Source organism: Paenibacillus sp. FSL H8-0122, from assembly GCF_038005345.1.
In the GTDB taxonomy this organism is placed as follows: domain Bacteria; phylum Bacillota; class Bacilli; order Paenibacillales; family Paenibacillaceae; genus Paenibacillus_AQ.
The window spans coordinates 131,798-153,111 of the sequence record NZ_JBBOTB010000001.1; the positions used below are offsets into that span (position 1 = coordinate 131,798).

Annotated in this window: 16 protein-coding genes; 14 read left to right on the forward strand and 2 right to left on the reverse strand. The window is 56.6% G+C overall.

Annotated features, from left to right (window positions below):
• Positions 1 to 109: 109 nt before the first annotated feature.
• Positions 110 to 2,446 (reverse strand): helix-turn-helix domain-containing protein, encoded by a 2,337-nt coding sequence (locus tag NSS64_RS00670; protein WP_340994524.1) that lies wholly within the window; start codon positions 2,444 to 2,446, stop codon positions 110 to 112.
• 269 nt (positions 2,447 to 2,715) lie between these two features.
• Between NSS64_RS00670 and NSS64_RS00675 the strand changes: the two genes are divergently transcribed.
• The 8 genes from NSS64_RS00675 (at position 2,716) to NSS64_RS00710 (ending at position 11,768) form a co-directional block, all read left to right on the forward strand.
• Entirely contained in the window at positions 2,716 to 3,816 is a 1,101-nt protein-coding gene (locus NSS64_RS00675; protein ID WP_341138892.1) for an amidohydrolase/deacetylase family metallohydrolase, read from the forward strand.
• Positions 3,794 to 4,900: a DgaE family pyridoxal phosphate-dependent ammonia lyase gene (locus tag NSS64_RS00680; protein WP_341138893.1), complete on the forward strand. Its 1,107-nt coding sequence runs from the start codon at positions 3,794 to 3,796 to the stop codon at positions 4,898 to 4,900. Before NSS64_RS00675 ends, NSS64_RS00680 begins: the two co-directional genes overlap by 23 nt.
• Positions 4,900 to 5,655: a 2-dehydro-3-deoxy-phosphogluconate aldolase gene (gene dagF, locus NSS64_RS00685; RefSeq protein ID WP_340994521.1), complete on the forward strand. Its 756-nt coding sequence runs from the start codon at positions 4,900 to 4,902 to the stop codon at positions 5,653 to 5,655. The genes NSS64_RS00680 and dagF overlap by 1 nt, the downstream gene beginning before the upstream one ends.
• Positions 5,648 to 6,661 carry a sugar kinase gene (locus tag NSS64_RS00690; RefSeq protein WP_341138894.1) on the forward strand — a complete coding sequence of 338 codons (1,014 nt, stop codon included), beginning with the start codon at positions 5,648 to 5,650 and terminating at the stop codon, positions 6,659 to 6,661. The genes dagF and NSS64_RS00690 overlap by 8 nt, the downstream gene beginning before the upstream one ends.
• On the forward strand, positions 6,648 to 7,394 hold the full coding sequence (locus tag NSS64_RS00695; RefSeq protein ID WP_341138895.1) for a GntR family transcriptional regulator: 747 nt from the start codon (positions 6,648 to 6,650) through the stop codon (positions 7,392 to 7,394). The genes NSS64_RS00690 and NSS64_RS00695 overlap by 14 nt, the downstream gene beginning before the upstream one ends.
• 175 nt (positions 7,395 to 7,569) lie before the next feature.
• Complete coding sequence (locus tag NSS64_RS00700; RefSeq protein ID WP_341138896.1) at positions 7,570 to 8,568, forward strand: alpha/beta hydrolase; 999 nt, start codon at positions 7,570 to 7,572, stop codon at positions 8,566 to 8,568.
• A gap of 145 nt (positions 8,569 to 8,713) precedes the next feature.
• A complete protein-coding gene (locus tag NSS64_RS00705; protein ID WP_340994517.1) occupies positions 8,714 to 10,009 on the forward strand; it encodes a homocysteine synthase in 1,296 nt (431 codons plus the stop codon).
• Positions 10,010 to 10,703: 694 nt separating this feature from the next.
• Complete coding sequence (locus NSS64_RS00710; protein ID WP_341138897.1) at positions 10,704 to 11,768, forward strand: hypothetical protein; 1,065 nt, start codon at positions 10,704 to 10,706, stop codon at positions 11,766 to 11,768.
• A gap of 489 nt (positions 11,769 to 12,257) precedes the next feature.
• Here the strand turns inward: NSS64_RS00710 and NSS64_RS00715 are convergent, their stop codons facing one another.
• Positions 12,258 to 13,058: a polysaccharide deacetylase family protein gene (locus NSS64_RS00715; protein ID WP_341138898.1), complete on the reverse strand. Its 801-nt coding sequence runs from the start codon at positions 13,056 to 13,058 to the stop codon at positions 12,258 to 12,260.
• Between the two features lie 302 nt (positions 13,059 to 13,360).
• On the opposite strand from NSS64_RS00715, the gene bglB reads away from it, so the two are divergent.
• From bglB to NSS64_RS00745, 6 genes are all read left to right on the forward strand, one after another.
• Positions 13,361 to 14,425, forward strand: coding sequence for a beta-galactosidase BglB (gene bglB, locus NSS64_RS00720; RefSeq protein WP_341138899.1), 1,065 nt, complete (start codon positions 13,361 to 13,363; stop codon positions 14,423 to 14,425).
• Positions 14,418 to 15,458 (forward strand): SGNH/GDSL hydrolase family protein, encoded by a 1,041-nt coding sequence (locus NSS64_RS00725; RefSeq protein WP_341138900.1) that lies wholly within the window; start codon positions 14,418 to 14,420, stop codon positions 15,456 to 15,458. Before bglB ends, NSS64_RS00725 begins: the two co-directional genes overlap by 8 nt.
• A 163-nt stretch (positions 15,459 to 15,621) precedes the next feature.
• A complete protein-coding gene (locus NSS64_RS00730; protein ID WP_445322037.1) occupies positions 15,622 to 16,593 on the forward strand; it encodes an ABC transporter permease in 972 nt (323 codons plus the stop codon).
• 12 nt (positions 16,594 to 16,605) lie between these two features.
• Positions 16,606 to 17,481: a carbohydrate ABC transporter permease gene (locus NSS64_RS00735; protein ID WP_340937937.1), complete on the forward strand. Its 876-nt coding sequence runs from the start codon at positions 16,606 to 16,608 to the stop codon at positions 17,479 to 17,481.
• 58 nt (positions 17,482 to 17,539) lie between these two features.
• Positions 17,540 to 19,198: an extracellular solute-binding protein gene (locus tag NSS64_RS00740; protein ID WP_340937938.1), complete on the forward strand. Its 1,659-nt coding sequence runs from the start codon at positions 17,540 to 17,542 to the stop codon at positions 19,196 to 19,198.
• 32 nt (positions 19,199 to 19,230) lie between these two features.
• Complete coding sequence (locus NSS64_RS00745) at positions 19,231 to 21,006, forward strand: hypothetical protein (RefSeq protein WP_341138901.1); 1,776 nt, start codon at positions 19,231 to 19,233, stop codon at positions 21,004 to 21,006.
• The last annotated feature ends 308 nt before the right edge of the window (positions 21,007 to 21,314 follow it).

Genomic DNA, 21,314 nt, shown 5'->3' on the forward strand with positions numbered 1-21,314 from the left:
ACCGCCGCCGCCGGAATTCAGGCTATTAACTATTCACACGATGAAGCATTGGCGGTGATCCGTAATCTTAAGCTCAGCCTATCCAGGCAGGGCGGAAGCTCCGCCCGTTTCAAACCGGTCTTTTCGCAGCGGCCCCCTTCAAGGCATGTTCCTTGCGGTATTGCCCCGGCGTCAGACCGGTTTCTTTTTTGAACTTGCGGATGAAATTGGGCGCATCCAGATAACCGACCTGCTCGATGATCTCCTTGAGCGGTGCGCTGGTGTTCTCCAGCAGACGGATGACCTCGTCCACACGCCGCTGCCAGATATATTGCGAGAAATTGCTGCCGGTCTTCTCCTTGAAGCTCCGGCTTAGATAAGAGGTCGAGATGGCGAACTTCAGCGCTACATGCTCCAGGCTGAGGGTGTAGTCTGCGAATTGCTGGTCCACATACGCCAGAATGTCATCCATCAGGGAGGACTCGCTGGTCTCGGTGTTCCGCTCGACCTGCGCGCAAATGGCGGAAGCCAGCGAGAGCAGCCGGCTCTCCAGCTCCTCCAGCGTCTCGAAGGAGGTCAGCTCCGGCATATTGCTGAACACCTCATCCATACCAAGCTCCGAGGCGGTGCGCAGAAAAGCATTCAGCAGATCAAAGCAGATGCACCGCAGCAGATGAACCTGCAGCGGCTCGTCCTTGATCGTATCAATGGTGTCGGCAATCATCTGGGCCGCTACCGATTCGTTCCCCTGCTTCAGACTCTGCTCCAGCTTCAGCATGGTTTTGCGCGGAATCCAGAAGCTCTCGGCAGCGGCAGGATTCAGCTCTGCAAGCTGCTCGAAGTAGGTGACCTGGCCGCTGCGCCGGATCATCCGGTGCTCCAGCGCGGCAGCGGCTTCAATGAAAGACTGGTTCAGCCGGGCAAGATCACGGTAGGCCATACCGACACCGATACTCAGCGCAAGCTGCGAGTGTTCACGGATCACATCCTGAATAGCTTCAATCACCTGCTCCATCCGGCTCTGAACGGGCAGTTCTCCCTCCCCTGGAAGGGAGATGATCAGGGCGAACTGGTCCTTGACCGAGAATTCAATCCCGAAGATCTGCGCATCCGGGCCCGGCAGGCAGATATTACTCAGCATCTCCTGCAGCAGATGGCGTTCCTGCCAGGACTTGCCGCCAGGAGCGGTATCATCCCAGGACAGGATGGCCGAGAAGTAGAGGCCTTGTCCCTGCGGATGCCGGAAGCCTGCGCTCAGGATCATCTGTTCAATCTCGGGATCATCCGGCTGGCCGTGCTTGAGCAGCAGCAGCATGCACTGGTTGCGGACAAAAGGCTCCTGGAGATCAATCCGGGCACTGTAGTCATGAAGTGTCTGCCGGATGGACTCCCATTCATCGCGCAGCTTCGGAGCCTCATTGCCGTTGCCTCTCGGCTTGGCGAACTCCATCAGATCGCGGATCGGGTGATACTGCCGCTTGGCCAGCAGCAGCGCCGCCGCTATGCCGGTAACGACTGTAATACAGAAGACAATCAGAATCAGTGTCTGGACATGGGCAACCCGGCTGAAGAACTGGAAGCTGGGCATCGTGGTGACGTAGGTCCAGCCATTCTCCTCCGACTGCACGGACACGACGGAGTACTGTTCCCCGTCCAGCTCCAGATTGTGTATCCCCGGCTCAAGGGCGGATAGGGTCTGAAGCTCATTTTGGGGAAAGCTGACGCCATGGCTGTTCGCGGTCAGCACCTCGCCGGAGGGGCCGAAGATATAGCTGCTGCCCGAGAAATCGCTCAGAACCGAATCCATGACGCCGGTAAGATTGGATTCCTTCATCAGATAGACGACCGTCCCGTAAGGAAACGGGTCATTCGGCTTCACCGGGACAAGCATGGCGAGCATCGGCTCCCTCCGGGAATTGACGGTCACATTCTCGGCAGGACGCACCAGCGGCTGCCGGGTCTCGTTCAAGTCGCGCCGCAGCTCCTCCGGGGTCCAGCGCTCGAACTGATAGAGGGTATCGAAGGTGACATGAAGATCAGCCAGGCCGCGGTAAGAATAGATATTGGAATCACCGTGGAAGTAGAGGAACAGATCCTCCGCGATGCTGCTGCTGGCCTTGTAATTCGCAAGTGCCTGAATCGCCTCCAGACTGTAATAAGGATGCCTGACCATATAAGGAGTCAGATGCTTGTCATAGGCGATTCTTCCGGCGATCTCCTGAAGCTCGTTCATCCGGCCGTCGATGGTGCTTTTCACCTGGTTGAGCTGATTGACATTGGACTGTTCAATTTCGACCCGCAGGCCCTTGACGGCGTTTTCATAGACGAAGATGGTAACACCCGTGAGCGGGATCAGGAACATGAGGATATAGGAAAAAGCGTATTTCAGCAGCAGCCTTGACTTGAAATGATTCCAGGTCAGCCGGAACCGGTTCAGCAAGGATGGCTGGGGTGCGGAATTAGCCATACAGCAGTACCTCCAGTGTTAAGATATTCGGACTAGAAATCTAGGATGGAACCTCTTGACTCAGAAATTGCAGTTATCTTCTGGATTACACTTGTGCTACTATAAACATTATAACATTATAATCTTTAGAGTGAAGCAGCTTTATATTTTTATAAGAGGGCGGCACGGTCGTTGCTACTTGTTAAATATAAGGATCTATGGAGTTCATGTCATTAATCATTTTTTGTAATTCCCCTGTAAATCTGTAATTGAAGAAGGAGATGGGACGAGTGGGCACAGAGAACGTGCTGCGCAATTTGCGGCTGGTGGACGGCCGGACGGTGGATATCTCCATCCAGGATGGGATCATCACCGCGATTACCCCGCCGGGCCAGGCAGAAGGTAGGACCCTGCTGGACTGCTCCGGGTTATACGGCTCCAGCGGATGGATTGATCTGCATGTACATGCTGTGCCGGAGCTTGACCCCTACGGCGATGTGATCGACGAGATCGGGGTGAAGCAGGGGGTGACGACAGTGGTGGATGCCGGAAGCTGCGGGGCAGACCGGATCGGGGCTTTTTATAGTGCCAGTCTTCTGGCGGATACACGGGTATTCGCGCTGCTCAATATCTCAAGAATCGGACTTGCGCGGACCGATGAGCTCTCCAAGCTGGACTGGATTGACCGGACCCGTGCCCTGGCAGCAGTAGAGTCTTATCCTGAATTCATCGTTGGCCTGAAGGCCCGCATCAGCCAAAGCGTCGTCAAAGACAGCGGCATACAGCCGCTTAAGCTGGCGCGTACCTTATCGGATGAGATGAAGCTTCCGCTCATGGTGCATATCGGCTCCGCTCCGCCTGCCATCTCCGAAGTGCTGGAGCTGCTGCGGGCGGGCGATGTAATTACCCATTACCTGAACGGCAAAGCCAATAATCTGTTCCGGGCGGACGGCACACCGCTGCCGGAACTGCTGGATGCTGTAGATCGGGGCGTCCAGCTGGATGTAGGACACGGTACGGCAAGCTTCTCCTTCCGGGTGGCGGAACAGGCGAAGGCGGCTGGTATCAGGCTGAATACGATCAGCACAGATATCTACCGGGGCAACCGGCTGAACGGTCCGGTGTACAGTATGGCGGATGTACTGACCAAATTCCTCTATCTCGGCTACAGCCTGGAAGAGGTGATCCGTGCAGTCACCAGCAGCGCCGCAGCGTGGCTCGGCAAGCCGGAGCTCGGGCAGATCCGGGTAGGGGAGCAGGCGAATCTGACCTTGTTCTCCCTGGAAACAGGCGAGAAGCAGCTTATGGACTCGGAGGGCGATGTCCGGACCGCGAATCACTATATTGAAGCAAAAGGAGTCTTTATCAATGGATCACTCATTACAGGCTAAATATGGATTGAAGCGTGTGATTAATGCCAGTGGAAGAATGAGCATCCTCGGCGTATCCGCACCCACCGATTCGGTGATGGAGGCAATGAAACAAGGCGGGCAGCAGTACGTGGAGATTGCGGACCTGGTGGACAAAGGGGGAGATTACATCGCCCGTCTGCTCGGCTCGGAAGGAGCTGTCGTCGTGAACTCGGCCTCCAGCGGCATTGCGCTGTCCGTGGCGGCCATCGTGACCGCCGGAGATCCGCGCCTCAGCCTGCGCCTGCATCAGGAGCCGGTGCTGAAGAATGAGATCATTATGCTAAAGGGCCATAATGTGCAGTATGGAGCGCCGGTGGAGACAATGGTCTTCCTTGGCGGCGGCCGGGTGGTTGAAGCGGGGTACGCCAACGAAGGCCGCGCAGAGCATATTGAACAGGCCATCGGGGAACGTACCGCAGCGATTCTCTATGTGAAATCCCATCACGCCGTCCAGAAGAATATGATCTCTGTAGAGGAAGCCTGGGAAGTGGCACAGCGCAGAGGCGTGCCGATGATTGTCGATGCGGCTGCGGAGGAGGACCTGCGCAAATATGTCCAGTATTCGGATCTGGCCATCTATAGCGGCTCAAAGGCTGTGGAGGGTCCAACTTCGGGCATTGTAGCGGGCAGGAAGAAATATATCGGGTGGCTGAAGGTACAGCTGCACGGAATCGGCCGCAGCATGAAGGTCGGCAAAGAGACCACCTTCGGATTGCTTCAAGCTTTGGACGAATACCAGGACAAGGCTGACAATAGCCAGCAGGAGAAGCAGGCGCTGGAGGCGCTCCAGCCGCTGGCCGGTCTTCCCGGAGTGTCGGTCCGCATCGTGCAGGATGAAGCGGGCCGGGCGATTTACCGGGGACGCATCCAGATTGATGCCGCTGCTGCGGGGGTGGATGCCAGGGAGGTCAATGACCGGCTGCGGGAAGGCAATATTGCCGTGTATACCCGGGATTATGGGGTGAAGCAGGGGTATTTCGATATCGATCCAAGGCCGCTGCAGGGAGATGATCTTCAGGTCATTGTCAGCAGAATTCATGAGATTATAGGGGGAAGATCATAATGAGCAAGATTCAGGAGCGTTTTTATAAGAACAGAGCGGCACTGAATGTACTGGCTGGCAGTATCGGGAACGCCAAGGATATCTATGAGGCTGCCGAAGGGCATGTTCTGGTAGGTGTCCTCTCCAAAAATTACGCTACCGCCCGCGAAGCGGCTGCCGCTATGACAGAATACGGACAGGCGATCCAGGATGCCGTATCCATCGGTCTTGGCGCCGGGGACAACCGCCAGGCGGCGGTGGTCGCAGAGATTGCTGCAAGCTATGCGGGCAGCCATATCAATCAGGTGTTTCCGGCTGTAGGCGCGACCCGCGCCAATCTGGGAGCGAAGGATAGCTGGATTAACAGCCTGGTCTCTCCCTGCGGACAGCCCGGCTATGTCAATATATCCACCGGTCCGGTCAGCTCGGGGAATGCTTCTCAGGCCATCGTTCCGGTCCGCGCCGCCATTGCGCTGGTCCGGGACATGGGCGGCAATGCGCTCAAATATTATCCGATGAAGGGGCTGGAGCTGGAAGAGGAGTATCGTGCGGTAGCCGAGGCCTGCGGTGAGGAAGAATTTGCTCTGGAGCCTACGGGCGGCATCGATCTGGATAACTTCGCGCCCATTCTGGAGATTGCGCTTCAGGCGGGGGTACCGCAGGTGATCCCGCATGTCTATTCCTCAATCATTGATCCGCAGACCGGAAGCACGAAGGTGCAGGATGTCCGCACGCTGCTTGGTATGATGAAATCGCTGGTGGACCGGTATGCCTAGAATCGCTGCCTTTGGCGAAGTGATGATGCGGCTGCAGGTGCCGGGGGTGGAGACGCTGGCCCAGAGCAGCAGGCTGGAGTACTCTTTTTCGGGCAGCGGGGTAAATGTAACGGCGGCGCTCGCCAGATATGGCCATAACGGAGCATTGATCACGACCTTGCCGGAGACTCCGGTAGGGGAAGCCGCCATCGCTTATCTGCGCAAGCTTGGGGTGGATACGTCACTGATCTGCCGGGGCGGCAAGCACCTCGGGATGTACTTCCTGGAGAACGGGTTCGGTGCCCGCCCCGGAAGAGTCACGTATACCGACCGGCTGGGCAGCAGCTTCAATACCGCTGAGGCTGATCAGTATGATATGGCGGCGCTGGCTTCCCGGGTGGATGTGCTTCATTTGTGCGGCATTACGCTGGCAATGAATGATGGAGTGCGCGGGCAGATGAAGCAGCTTGCGGCGGAGGTGAAGCGTGCCAGGGGCAAGGTGGTGTTCGACTGCAACTACCGTCCGGCGTTATGGGGTGAGGAGGGGTATGCCAAGGCCCGCCCTCATTACGAGGAGCTGCTTGCGCTTGCGGATCTGGTGCTGATGAACGAGAAGGATGCGCTGTACATTCTTGGCACCGGGACGGCAGATTATGATAGAATAACACAGTTGAAGCAAGCGGTTCCCGCTGTGGCGGAGCGCTTCGGAATTGCAGCGGCAGCGGGCACCCACCGTGAGATTAATGCGGACAATACGCATTCCCTGACAGGATATCTGTACCGTCAAGGTACGTTCGCGTTCTCCCGTAAGCTGACCTTCCCGGTGTATGACCGGATCGGTGCCGGGGATGCTTTTGCCAGTGCCATTATTCATGGTGAACTGCAGGATTATCCGCAGCAGCAGACGGTGGAGATGGCAGCGGCCGCAGCGATGCTGGCCCATACCATCCCGGGCGATACAGCGTTGTTCACCGAGAGCGAGGTGCTCCGGGCGCTGGATGGCCATACCTCAGATGTTGAAAGGTAGTGAACGTAAGGTGTCTCTGAAACGCAAGCAAGGTCCCTTATACCAGCAGATCCAGAAGATCCTCAAGGACCGGATTCTGCACGGGGTATACCCGCTCGGCAGCATTATCCCCTCCGAGCCGCAGCTGGAGAAAGAGTTCGGTGTCAGTAAAATGACGGTCCGCGGCGCGGTCCAGGAGCTGGCCCAGGAAGGTTATGTACAGAAGAAAAGCGGCATTGGAACCATTGTTATGCGCAATACCGCCTACCAGAAGCTCTCCAAGGGCAAACGGTTCACAGAGCTGCTGGTTGAAGCAGGCCATAAGCTGGAAAAGAAGCTGCTGAGCACAAGCCTTGTCACCAATGATGCCGGGACAGAGGAATACAGCCGCTACGGGCCGTATTGCCAGCGGATTGAACGTCTGTATATTCTGGATGGACAGCCTTATATCCATCTGGTGCACTTCTTGACGGCAGCAGCCCTGCCCGGCGGAGGGTCGGCAGAGCTGGGGGCGGACATCCAGTCCCTGTACGACTCGCTGGAGGAGAACGACATCGTGCTGGAGAACTTCAGGGACCGGTTTTTTGTCGAGTCAGCACCACCCGAGGTATGCCTGCTGCTGAAGCTTCCGCCGGGGACGCCTGTGCTCAAGCGCCTGCGCAACTCCTATGACGGGGAAGGCAGGCTGATCGAACACAGCATCGGCTGCTATAATACGGAGCTCCATCATTATCTGGTCAGCTATGATACTTAAGATTCTTCACATGCTACGGTTGCATACAAGCTTGCTTGTTGGCGGCCGTAGCATTTTTAGTACATCTTCCGTTCATCTTCCGTTCATATTGCCGTCATAGAGAGGACATCTTCGTCCGGTAAGCTGGCATTAACGGCCATGAAGCAAGCTTACAAACAGACAGGGGAAGATAATCATGAGACCACCGGACAAGAAGACCTCGGGACAGCAAACGGGGTTCAGGAAAGTGCGTAAAATTCTGCTTAAAATAATGGCAGCCATCCTGCTCGCTATTGTGCTTTTTGTGGGGATTGTGTATATCACGAATGTAATCAGCAGCAGTGCCGAAGCCAAAAGGATAGAGCCTTACGGCCAGCATGTATCCGTAGACGGCAAGAATATGAATGTGTTCATAGAGGGCGACGGCCCGGACACGGTCGTGCTGCTTCCCGGCTTCGGAACCGCTTCACCGGCGCTTGATTTCAAGCTGCTCATCGACGAGCTGTCTCCATACTACAAGGTTGTAGTGGTGGAGCCTTTCGGCTACGGCTTGAGCGACGCAACGAAGAAAGAACGAACCTCAGAGAATATCGTAAGTGAAATCCATGAAGCGTTGCAGCAGCTCCATATTGACCGGTACATCCTGATGGGCCATTCCATTTCAGGCATTTATAGTCTGGATTATGTGAATAAATATTCAGATGAAGTCAGTGCCTTTGTCGGACTGGACAACAGTGTACCCTCGCTCAGCGAGAAAAAGATTGAGTCTTCAGAGACAACCATGGTTAAATGGTTCCGTAACTTAGGCTTCGCCCGGCTGCAATTGAAGTTGAGTGCTGACCCTTATGAGGGACTGGCGTATGATGAGCATACCAAAGAACAATTGAAGCTGCTGATCCAGAAAAATATGTACAATACCACTCTGTTAAATGAGGCGGAGAACATGTACTCTAGCTTTGAAAAGGCTGAACAGCGAGGGATAACATTCCCTCCCAATCTCCCTGTTCTGTTGTTTGTCCAGGCGGAGCATCCAGGTACGGATCAATGGATTCCTGAGCATAAGAAGCTGATTCAGAATTCCGTACATGCCAAAATGGAGCTGCTGGATGCCAATCATTATTTGTACCGTTCCCATCCCAAAGAAATTGCGGAGAAATTCATGAGCTTCATGAAGGGGATCGAGCAGCAGCCGTGAGGACCTGCCGGGGTTCGCTAAACTTAATAAAACACAGTGAATTAATAAGAATTTTATCTTTTCAAATGACATGGTTTGTGAGAGAATAGGTACAATCTTGTAGAGTTAACATTTGACATTACCTATTTTAGAGGAGGAAATACCCATGTCAGAAGAGCGCAAGCTGTCCTTTGAAACCCTCGCCGTCCATGCAGGCCAGGAGATTGATCCCACTACTTTGGCCCGTGCCGTGCCGTTGTATCAGACCACATCCTATGGGTTCCGTGATGCGGAGCACGCCGCGAATCTGTTCGCGCTGAAGGAGTTCGGCAATATCTACACCCGGCTGATGAATCCGACGACCGATGTGTTTGAACAGCGTCTTGCCGCGCTTGAGGGCGGGGCAGGGGCACTGGCGACCGCTTCTGGAGCAGCAGCGATTTCCTTCTCTATTCTGAATATTGCCGGGGCAGGGGATGAGATTGTCTCCTCCGCAAGCCTGTACGGCGGAACTTATAATTTGTTCTCCACGACGCTGCCTAAGCTGGGCATTAAGGTGAATTTTGTGGACTCCGATAATCCGGAGAACTTCCGGGCAGCGATTACGGACAAGACCAAGGCGCTCTATGCTGAGACCATCGGCAATCCGCAAGGCAATGTGCTGGATATCGAAAAGGTTGCAGCCATCGCCCACGAGCACGGGATTCCGCTGATTGTAGACAACACCTTCCCAAGTCCGTATCTGCTGCGTCCGATTGAATTCGGGGCGGATATCGTCGTACACTCGGCGACCAAATTCATCGGCGGCCACGGTACCTCTATCGGCGGAGTCATCGTGGACGGCGGCAAGTTCGACTGGAAGGCCAGCGGCAAGTTCCCGGGCCTGACCGAGCCGGACCCGAGCTACCACGGGGTAGTTTACACTGAAGCGGTCGGTCCGATTGCTTATATCATCAAGGCGCGGGTTCAACTGCTTCGTGACCTAGGCGCGGCCATTTCACCGTTCAACTCGTGGATGCTTTTGCAGGGTCTCGAAACGCTGCACCTGCGTCTGGAGCGCCACAGCCAGAATGCACTCAAGGTTGCCCAGTATCTGGAGGCGCATGATTCGGTAGAGTGGGTCAGCTATGCTGGACTACAGAGTCACCCTTCGTATGAGCTGGCACAGAAATATCTGCCTAAGGGCCAGGGCGCGATTCTGACCTTCGGAATTAAGGGCGGGGCGGCCGCAGGGGTGAAGCTGATCGAGAACGTGAAGCTGTTCTCCCATCTGGCCAATGTCGGCGATTCCAAGTCGCTGATCATCCACCCGGCCAGCACCACTCACCAGCAGCTGTCGGACGAAGAACAGATTACCGCTGGTGTTACACCGGAGCTGCTGCGCTTGTCCATCGGTACTGAATCCATCGACGATATCCTCTATGATCTGGAGCAGGCGATCGCTGCCAGCCAGCAGGCTTAGGCCGGATTAGCGGGAGCGGGCTGTGCTGGGGAGTGAGAGGTTGAGCCGCTGAGCTGCCGGAGAGTTGTAGCTGGATAGACGGTGAGCAGAAGCAGTGTACTCCCCCCAACTGGTTTCAATTAAGCACAGTTCCTTGCGGCTATAGGAGTTACAGACCACTGTTTGATGCAGAGTGTTTCTGCATTAGGCGGTGGTCTTTTTTTGGCGGGAGCAGGAGGTGGGATGGAGAGTAGCGGGAGGAGCAGGAGTGTTTGCGAGGAAATGAGGAAATTAGGAGATGGTTTGTGAGAAAAGCGTACGTGAGGAATTGATCCGCAAGGAAGCGGGGCGGCGAATGTATTTTCTGCAATAGATTAGGCCATATCCGGCGTTAAAATCCGTTCTGATGTATTCCATACAACAGATTTCCGGTATACGGTCCCAAAACACCCTTTCTGCGGAAATCTGCTGTACAAAGTGCAACAGATCGCTTTTTACAACCGCTAAAGAGAGTATCTGCTGTAGTAAATACAACAGATCACGAATGCGTCAAACAGAAGGTAAGTAAATTCGCTGCTTATGCATTCCTTTGATACCGTTTGCATATTTCAGTACCTTTGCCAGTATTTATAGATTGAAGCCTCTTAATATGCTGGCAGCTTCTCTTCAGGGGAGCGGAGCGGCAGTAATTCAAAGGTAAAGGGTGGGTGCGAGGATGAAGGGTGAACGCCAGCAGAAGGATGATCCAAACAAGGAAGAGCGCCCGTTCAAGTATAACGCCGGGGACCGGACCATTGGCGTGGAGATGAGCCAGTCCGCATCTGTAGCCTCCGCCGCAGCGGAATTTCTTGCTGAGGGGGACCGGCGCAAGAGTAACGTGAGTACGAGCCGCACGTATAACCGCCGTCCCGGGGAGCGCCAGGCCTTCCTGGTGCTGCGCGAGGGCAGGGGGGACGGGGCTGTCCGCCGTGAGCCGCCCGGCGTCTACCCTGCGGGGCCCTGCCTGATCCGGGGCGAGGAATGGCTGTACGAGCCGGAACTGTCGGCGCTCTATTCGCGCTGGATGTCGTGCGGGGATGAGGAGCCGGTGCAGGCTGAGCGTATCCTGCAGCGGATCTATCACCGGCTGCGGGCTGCTGCTGCCGACCTCCTGGAGTCGGCGGACGGCGTCTGGGCCGCAGTCACTCTGCCTTACACGGCGGAGCTCGCCGCCCGCACGGACCGGCTGGCCGCGCTGCAGGACGCGCAGCTCGGCGCGCTGTTCGCCGCCGTCCTGCACAGCCAGCGGCTGGGCGGCGACAGCCGCATTGACCTGCTGGCGCCGTACCCCGCCAGCCTGGAGGAATTCGCGGCGCAGCGCGAATTCATTGAGGGCGTGGCCGAGCAGACTCTCGGCCACGCTTATGCGGCAGCCTGCCGCATCGGGGCGCTGCTCGCGCCCGATGTGGGGCCGGCTGCCGCCGGGGAAATCGCGCGCATCGCCGATTTCCTGGTGCTGGACGGCGCGGCGGAGGAGGCCGCGCCCGGGGAGAACGCCGCCGAGGGCTTCGCGCAGGCGGCGGCCGGGGTGCTGGCCGCCGTGCGCCGGGTGCGGCCGGCGGCGGCAGTGCTCGCCGCGGGGGCACCGGCGGCGTACGCGCTGGCCGATCTGTATGAGATCGGCTTGAGCGGGGTCTTCTGCGGCGCGGCCCAGCGGACCGACGCGCTGCTGCGGGCTGCCTGCCTCACCTGGATAGCAAGGCAGGAGCATCCTGATGCTGCCGCCGGAGGATGGCAGTAGCAGGCGGACAGAGTGGCTGTTCCTAATTCATCTAGAGCTGCGACTCAAGCTGTTCAAGCTGCTGCCACCGCCTGAGCATTATCACCGTCACACGCCGGTAATCAGGCCTTTGGGCCGCCGGACCATACATTATTACTGACAACTATCAGTGCCTAAGTGACTCTACTATAACAATAACCCGATTCCACCAGCCATTCAGGCTGCGGCGGAATCGGGTTATATTGTGCTGCATATAGCAGGGAGTTACCGCACCACAGTGTACCTTTGAACTAACCGGCTGCTGTAGCCGAAATCCTGCACTAAATACAACATTCCCCGCGTTAAGTCGGCTGTAACTATGGATTGTTGCATGAAATGCAGCATTTCTCATCTCCCGAACCGATGGGCGAGACAATTCCTGCATTTTGTACAACATTCCTCTCAAAATCCCGGGATTAATGAATCAAAGCTGCAATTTGTGCAACATTTCTCCTTCGTGGCCAGCAATCCCTACCCCAACCTCACCGTTCCCCCGCCCGGAATACGGCGGGCTTCATCCCCCACAGAGACCCACACCTCCGTAGCCGACGGGTTATACACTATCTCCTGCGAAGCTGAGAAGCGCAGTCCCTGCACAGCGGACAGGTAGTCCACGATCTCGATGTTGGTTGCGTACCAAATGTCCTCATGGCCGCCCATCATGGCGGCGAACTGCTCCAGCTCCTGCCAGTTATCGTCGTCATTGAACTCATAGCTGTGTCCCCAGACGTACAGCAGTTGCATATACGAGAAGCGGGGCTTTTCCTCCAGGAACTTTTTGCCCAGGGCCAGCATCTCCTTGTGATGGCAGGTAGGGTGCCAGGCCAGCAGGTTGTCCGGCAGACTGAAGCTGCGGTGGGAATTCACCGTACGGGAATACTCAATGCCCAGGGCAGGCAGCAGGCCGATCACCTGATCATTGTAATTGCCGAACGGATAGGACATGCCTCTCACCGGATAGCCCCCGATGGCCTCCAGATGTCTGCGGTCCTTCAGAATCTCTTCGGCGATCCCTTCACGCGGAGTCATGGACAGGAAGGGATGAGTACTGGTATGTGCTGAAATCTCATGCCCCTCATAGAGCGCAGCCACTTCGTCTTCAGTGATATAGCCTTCATTGCCGAAGAACCCAGAATTCAAATGGAAGGAGCCCTTCAGCCCATGCCGGTTAAGGATCTCCACCAGACGTCTGTCGTGGATTCTTCCATCATCCCAGCTTAATGTGAGCGCTTTAGTAACACCGCCCGGAAAAAGATCAAACTTGATTCTCATCACCTGTTACCCTCCCTGATTTCTCAATACAGAATTAGAACGTGAGCATGTACTCCTCCTTCTGATGAATACAGTCCCATTATGAACAATGCCAGAAGTGAAAGCGATTAGCAAGATTCTTGTTAATGGACGATACTGCGGCGCTTGACTACACTGGGGTTGCGAACAGGGCTATACAGCCGGGAAAAGGCTACACGGGCTTCAGGCTCCGGGTTTGAAGAATCAGGTTCCAGATTTGAGGTTCCAGGTTTCATGCTTCAGGCTCCAGGTTCAGAGCAGGACATTTTACAAGGAGGAACATTATGGAGACAATATCACGAACAGCACTGGAAGGCCATATCGCCCGTGTCATTGAGCGGATGAAGAATATGAAAGGCTCGATTCAGGAGACTGCGCCCATCGGCATTATTGCTATGGATAATTGGGAGTGGCCACAGGGGGTGGGACTGTTTGCCCTGTACAGTTACTACCGTGAGAACCGGAAGGAAGAAATTCTGCATTATCTGACCGGCTGGTTCGACAGCAAGCTTGACGGGGGCATCCCGGCGAAAAATGTTAATACGATGTGCCCTATGCTTACCCTAAGCTATCTGGCAGAGGAGACCGGGCGCGCGGATTATATGCAGCTATGCCGGGAGTGGCTGGAGTATGCGCTGCATGAGATGCCCCGCACGGAGGAAGGCGGCCTTCAGCATGAGGTGACCGGCAGTCCGAATACCGGGCAGCTTTGGGACGACACGCTGTATATGACGGTGCTGTTTGTAGCCCGGATGGGGATCGTGCTGAAGGAAGAGGAGGGCATTCAGGAGAGCATCCGCCAGTTTCTCGTCCACCTCAAGTACCTGACCGATCCCGTGACCGGATTGTTCTTCCATGGCTGGACCTTCGAGGGAGGCCACCACTTTGCCCGGGCCCTGTGGGCACGGGGTAATTCCTGGTATACTGCCGGACTGGTAGATTACCTGGAGATGGTGGAGCTGCCGCCAGGGGTGAGCAGCTTCCTGCTGTCCTCGCTTGAGCGACAGGTACGCAAGCTGACAGAGCTGCAAGCCCCGGAAGGTGCATGGCATACCCTGCTGGACGACAGCAGCTCGTATCTGGAGACCTCGGCCACCGCTGCCTTTGCTTACGGCATGTTGAAGGCGGTGCGGCAGGGACTGCTGCCTGAGGACTGCCGCAAGCCTGCAATGGCAGCCCTTCATTACGTGCTGGGCCAGATCGATGAGGACGGGGTGGTGCAGGGTGTCTCCTACGGCACGGGAATGGGTGCTACGCTTCAGGACTACCGGGAGATTCCGGTCTGCCCGATGCCCTACGGGCAATCCATGGCGCTCTTGCTGCTGGTGGAGGCGATGAAGCATGTATAATTCCGCCAGCCTCACTTCCGCCAGCATCAAGGGGCTGCCGGGGCTGGACCGGATTGCCTTCCATAATGTTGGCGAGCTGGAGCCGGCCACGGGCTACGGAGTGCACCTCCGCCGCATTCCCCGCAGCGTCAGGGAGCATCTGAACGAGCGGGGCCGGTTCATCGCCGGGGAAGCGGGCGGCTGTGAGCTCAGGTTCGTCACACCGGCTCCGAATATCCGTGTCACGCTGACCTTGCCGGAGACGGGTGGCAGCGTAACGGTATATAAGGGCGGGTTGTTCCACTCCAGGCATGAGCTTCAGGCCGGGAGCATACGCACCCTCCAGCTAAGCGAACCGCCGCGTCTGGCGATGGCGGAGCGTGAGCTGCTGATGGAAGCGGGCTTCGCGCCGGAGGTATGGCGGATCTGCTTCGGACGGTATGCCTGTGTGGTCTGCGGCATCGAGACCTTCGGCCATCCGCTCCGCCCGCCGGTGGAAGGGGAGATTCCCCGCAAACGCTGGATTGCTTACGGCTCATCCATCACGTATGGAGAGAACAGCAGCCTGCCGTATATTGCCCACGCGGCAAGACGGCTGGCTGCCGATGTAGTCAATCTCGGCATGAGTGGCTCCTGCCATTGTGAACGGGAGATGAGCAACTATCTTGCGGCGCAGGAGGACTGGTCATTCATGACGCTGGAGCTGGGCGTGAATATGCGTGACCACCTGTCGCCGGATGAATTCCGTGAGCGGAGCGGCTACCTGCTTGACCAGCTGGTGAGCAGACATCCCGGGAAGCCGGTAGCGGTGATCACGATGTATCCCAATTTTGCCATGTTCCCCGGCAGCGGAGTAGCCGAGAAGGATCTTCAGTTCAACGACATTCTGCGAAGTCATGTGCAGCGTCTGTCCCGTCCCAAGCTGAGCCTGATCGAGGGAAGCCGGGTGCTGGATGACCTGGCCGGGCTGTCCTGCGATCTGATTCACCCGGGGGATGAAGGACATATACGGATGGGTGAGAATCTGGCCCGGGAGCTGGCCGGAATCCTGTAATCCCGGGCTGCATAAGGGTTCAGCGGCAATTAACAGAAAAACTGAATATTGCCCTAACCCGCTGAAGCGGCTATGGTGAGGACATGAAATCGGCCATTTCAGCTCCGTAGCATTTATTCATCACACAATTAGGCACCACATGCAAGTGAAAGGAGGCACCGTAATGAAAGCGAATACAAGCAGTGAGGCGGTGCTGCGTCTGGACACTTCACGGCAGACCGGAAGCAGCCGCAGACGTTTTTGGCAGACCCGCCGCTTCAAGAATAATGTCCCCCTGTGGGTCATGTTCGTTCCGGTTATCGCATTTTATATGATTTTCAAATACACCCCCATGCTGGGGCTGGTCATCGCCTTCAAGGATTATACCTTCTATGAGGGGGTATGGGGCAGCCGGTGGGTGGGCATGGACAATTTCACCAATCTGTTCACCCAGGCGCAGTCGGTGCAGATTATCCGCAATACGCTGGTGCTCAGTATATTGTCGGTGCTGGTCAGCTTTCCGTTCCCGATTGCCCTGGCGATTATGCTGAATGAAGTCAGGAACAAGTGGTTCAAAAAATCGGTCCAGACTCTCGTCTACCTCCCGTACTTCTTCTCCTGGGTCATTGTCGGCGGGCTGGTGGTGACAATTTTTGCCCAGACCGGGGTAGCCAATGCGGTGGTTGAGAAGCTGACCGGCCAGGCTTTTCCCTTCCTGTTCAAAGAGTGGTCCTGGGTCTCGATCTTTCTCGGCTCGGGAATCTGGAAGGATGCGGGCTTCAATGCAATTATCTATCTGGCTGCGCTGACCTCCATCGACCCCAGTCTCTATGAGGCGGCGAGTATGGACGGAGCGGGCAAATGGAAGCAGATCCGCCATATCACGCTGCCCGGGATCAGTCCAACCATCGTTATTATGCTGATTCTGGCCATGGGGCGGGTCATGGAGGTAGGCTTCGACCATGTGTACGTGCTGCAAAATTCGATTGTATCGGGGATCTCCGAGGTTATAAGTACGTATATTTACGCGATAGGACTACAGGGAGGGCAGTTCAGCCTGACCGCTGCACTGGGGATGTTCGATTCCCTCGTGGCACTGACCCTGGTGCTGATATCCAACGCCATTGCCCGGCGCTTCAATAAAGGCTTGTGGTAACAGGAGGACACTATGCAAAGTACAAACGGTGAAAAAGTATTCTACAGCTTCAACTATCTGCTGCTGACGCTCGCAGGCATTCTCTGCCTGCTGCCGCTGCTCCATCTGGCCTCCCTGTCCCTCAGCGGCAAGGACGCGGTGCTCTCCGGTTTTGTCACCCTGTGGCCGGTTGATTTCACAATAAGCTCTTATACCATGCTCTTCGAGGGAACGCCGGTGGTGCGCGCATTTGGCAACAGCCTGCTGATTACCCTGGTCGGCGTGGCGGCCAGCATGCTGTTCACCATCTTCGCCGCATATCCCTTGTCCCGCCGTGATTTCTACGGAAGACGCACGCTGACGCTGGCGATTGTGTTCACGATGCTGTTCACCGGCGGTCTGATCCCGACCTATCTTGTGGTCAGCAGTCTCGGGCTGGTGGATTCCTACGCAGCCCTGTGGCTGCCCGCTCTGGTCAGCACTTATAATATGATGATCATGCGGTCTTTTTTCGAGAACATCCCGGAGGAGCTGGTGGAAGCGGCCCGAATAGACGGTTCCGGCGAATGGCGGCTGCTGGCGGGTATTATTCTGCCGCTGTCCCTGCCTGTGCTGGCGACCATCGGCCTCTTTTACGGCGTGTATTACTGGAATTCGTTTTTTAACGTCATGATCTATATGAACAGCCCGGAGAAAATCAATCTGACCGTGCTCATCCAGCAGATGGTGAAGAGCCAGGCTGTCCTGCAGGAGCTGAACACCATGAACTCGCAGGAGGTTGTCAATATTACACCGGAGGGCATCAAGGCCGCAGGGATTATGGTGATGGTCATTCCGATGCTGATCGTGTATCCGTTGCTGCAGCGTTATTTTGTCAAAGGCGTAACCATCGGTGCTATCAAGGGCTGACCCCTGCTGCACCATACCTGCAAGTACAAGAACGCCATTATAGGAGGGTCATAATCATATGCACACATCACCTCGGCTAAGAAAAACAACTGCTGCCGGTGCAGCTTCCCTGCTGCTCGCCATCGCGGTTACAGGCTGCGGCGGCAATAATGCCGCCACGCAGGGAACAGACAAGGGAGAGGGCTCCGGGAAGCGCGGGACCATCACCGTCTCGCTGTATGACCGCGGCTCGGTACCCGCAGAAGAGGGGACAATGAGCGACAACCGCTGGACGAAGTGGGTCAACGAGAACGGGCCGGTGAACGTCAAATACGTTACCGTTCCGCGCTTCGAATCCCTGCAAAAGTTCAATGTGCTGTTCGCGTCGAAGTCGGCCCCCGACCTGATCTTTGAATTTGATACCGCTTACCAGGGCCAGCTCTATAACCAGAAGCAGCTTCTGCCGCTGGATGACCTGATTGACAGCAGCAGTACAGAATATAAGGCGATGCTGGAGAAATATCCGGCGCTGCGCAAGGCAGGCACCATGGCGGACGGCAAGCTGTATACGGTGGGGCGTCCGGTCCAGTTCGGCCCGCAGCATTATCTGTTTATCCGCAATGACTGGCTGAAGAAGCTGAATCTGGAAGTGCCCACCACACCGGAGGAGCTGCTGAAGGTCGCGAAAGCCTTCACAGAGCAGGACCCGGACGGCAACGGCAAAGCGGACACGTATGGAACCGGGCTAAGCTTCGTGGCCGGCATTATTCTGAACAACATGTTCGGCACCGGGTTCACGCTGTTCGGCGAAGACCAGTATCCCTGGGTGCTGGAGAACGACAAGATTGTGCATGACTGGGACCGGATCAAGGCGGCGGTCTCCTTCCAGAAGGCGCTGTATGCGGCCGGGGTGGTGGATAAGGACTTCGTGACCGATAAGAACGGCGAGAAGCAGAAGCAGGACTGGATCTCCGGCAAGCTGGGCATTTACGGCGGCAACGGGGCTGATGTCAGCACGTATGAGACGCTCAAGAAGAACTCGCCGGAGGCTGAGGTGATCCCGATTGCCCTGCCAGCGACAGAATTCGGCCAGTTCAGCCCGACCCTGACTTCTCCGATTCAGATGACCGGTATGGTGAATGCAGCGGCCAAGGACCCTGAGTCTGTAATAAAAATGATAGATTTCATGGTTACGGAGCAGTACACCACTACGATCCAGAACGGCATTGAAGGTGTGCATTACAAGAAAACCGCCGATGGCCGTGCAGAGGTAATCGACCCGGAGAAGAACAAGAAGGAACTGGAGTACAACCGCGATATGGGGATGCTCACCCCGCTGATCGGCAAGAATTACGGGCTGAAGAACAAGGTGAATCCTACAAAGGCGGAGCAGGATTTTATCGCAATCTATGAAATGGCTGAGAAGCTGTATATGAACCCGGACCGCCCGATTGTCGGGATTACGCAGAAGGCCTTCCTCCCGTTGCTGCCGCAGGATCTGACTCAGATCAACACCAATGCGAATAAAACGATTCTCGACCGGGCCATGCAGGCCATCGTCAGCTCCGATCCGGCTTCGGTGGACCAGTTCATTGAAGAAGCCAAGGGCGTCTGGGAGAAGGCAGGCGGAACCAAGGTCGATGAATTCTATGCTTCCTGGTATCAGGACCATAAAGCGGATGCCATTATGCTGAAGGATATTTATGAGATGGGCAAACAATTGAGTGAGGTGGAGTAACAGATGAATACAAGCACAGGGGGCGGGCAGCGTTGAATCATGAGGTGAGACAGATTCTAGAAAAGAGCTATACCGCCGCCTTGGCGGATAGTGTAGTGGAGGCCGGGCTGGTCCGCTATGACCGGCCCGGGCATACCCGGCAGGCTGCTCAGCTGGCGTATTGCCATGAGGCCCGGTTCTCGGCCGGATATTATGCGTACGGCACCTTGCTGGGACGGCTGGATGAAGCGGCGGGACTGGAGATTCTGGAAGCGATTGCAGCACTCCAGTTCACTGACCCGGAGCACCCGGATTACGGAGGGTTCCTCTGGTACCGGGAGGAGAGCGTGATCCAGGATTCCAATGCGGCCTTCTTCATTCTCATGCCGCTGGTGGCGGTGCGTCTCAGCAGTCCCGGCGTCTTCCCGGCCAGCCATCTGGAGAGCATGCAGCGCATGTTCCGTCATGCGGCGGCCTGGTTCTCCAAGGAATGCCGGACACCGGAGCTGTTCTACCCGAACAAGACGATGAGCGACGGGGCGATGCTGCTGGCGGTGGCCCACTTTCTCGGAGAACCTGCTTATCTCCAGACGGCAACCGCCTATTTCAAGAGGTGGGAGGAATATACGGCCCGCCGGGGCTGGGGCTGGGGGGAGAATATCAGCCTTGTCTATCAGGGGGTGATGATGAACGCGCTGAGCATTGCCTGTTCTGTGCTGCAGGAGCATGACCGTGAGCTGGCCGGGCGGCTGTCCATGCAGATGGATGCCCTGAGGCAGCTGCTCCTCTTCCATGACGGGGAGGAATTCGTTCCCTCAATCCGCAGCTATAACTTCCGGGGAGAGACTTGGCGGCAGAGCCTGCTGTGGACGGTTGCCGGTGTGACGGGGGTCAGCGCTCTGGCGGAGCAGACCTTCTCGCTTAACGATCTGGCGGGGTTCCTCCTGTTTGCGGAGGAGTTGCAGCCACGGGAGAACGCCCCGGCCGCACTGCCGGTACCGCGGATTCGTGAGGAGCGGATCTTCGATGCCTCGCGTGCCTATACCTGGATCGGGCAGCGTATCCGGCTGGGCAGCATTAACTGCTTCCCGGTCATGCCGGGCAGCTACCAGCACCCCACCTGGGGACTGGGCTGGCAGAGCTTCCCGGTCAGCTTCAGCGTGAGGGATCAGCAGGTATCCTATCTGCGGTGGTACGTGGATGATTCCGCCGCCGTGCGGACGCATCCGGCGGAGGAATACCGCAGCGCCTATCTGATGCCTGCATTGTTCGCCGAGCCGCTGTACCCGGAGGTGGAGACGCGCTCCGCACAGCAGGCGAATACGCTGGTGGTGGTCCGCTCGATGACCCGGCTGCATAACCGGGCCGCGGAGATCGCGGATGAATGGGTCATCCACCGCTATGACGGTGAGGTGGAGCGGGTAGTGAATGCCGCCGGGGACCGGGAATGGCTCGTGCTGCGTTATCCGGGCTGTGCGGTGGCGGTCACAGCCCTCAAAGGCATTGCTGCTGGGGCAGGTGCCCGAGCCCCGCTGCCTGTCACTGTTGTTCGCGAGGAGGGAAGAATCAAGCTCCGCCAGGTGCTTTATTCCGGCAGCGGCTCGATGCTGGCGCAGGCCCGCCTGGAAGCAGGCTGGGCGGTGGTATGTCTGGACGAAGCTGCGGAGTCAGCGGACATCCAGAAGCTGCTCGATACGGTGACGGTTGAGGATACGCTGAGGGATGACCGGGAGGTGCCGCGCGAGCCGTGGGCCTTAGTGCGGAGCATTGTGCTGACTGCGGGCCACCAGCCGCCGGTTCAGCTCAACGTTGATCCGTACGCCCCTTAACCAACTTAACCAAGCCACGCATTTCAAGCGGGCAGCCGTAGGGTTTGCCGTGTCCCGATTAAGGGGCAGACGGAAGCAGTAGGCTTAATTGCACTCCATACAACTAAATCGTCCGCTGTACCGCCAAATATCCGTTTAGATGTATTTCGTACAATTAAATTCCCATCTGCCCCCGGATTCTCACCCCATGGGGCAGATTTAGTTGTACAGACTACAGTTAGCTGAGGAGATTCTACCGTTTCGCGGTTTTTAAATGTACAGAATACAACTATCTTTGAATGTCCACATCGAACATGCTCTACCGGAAC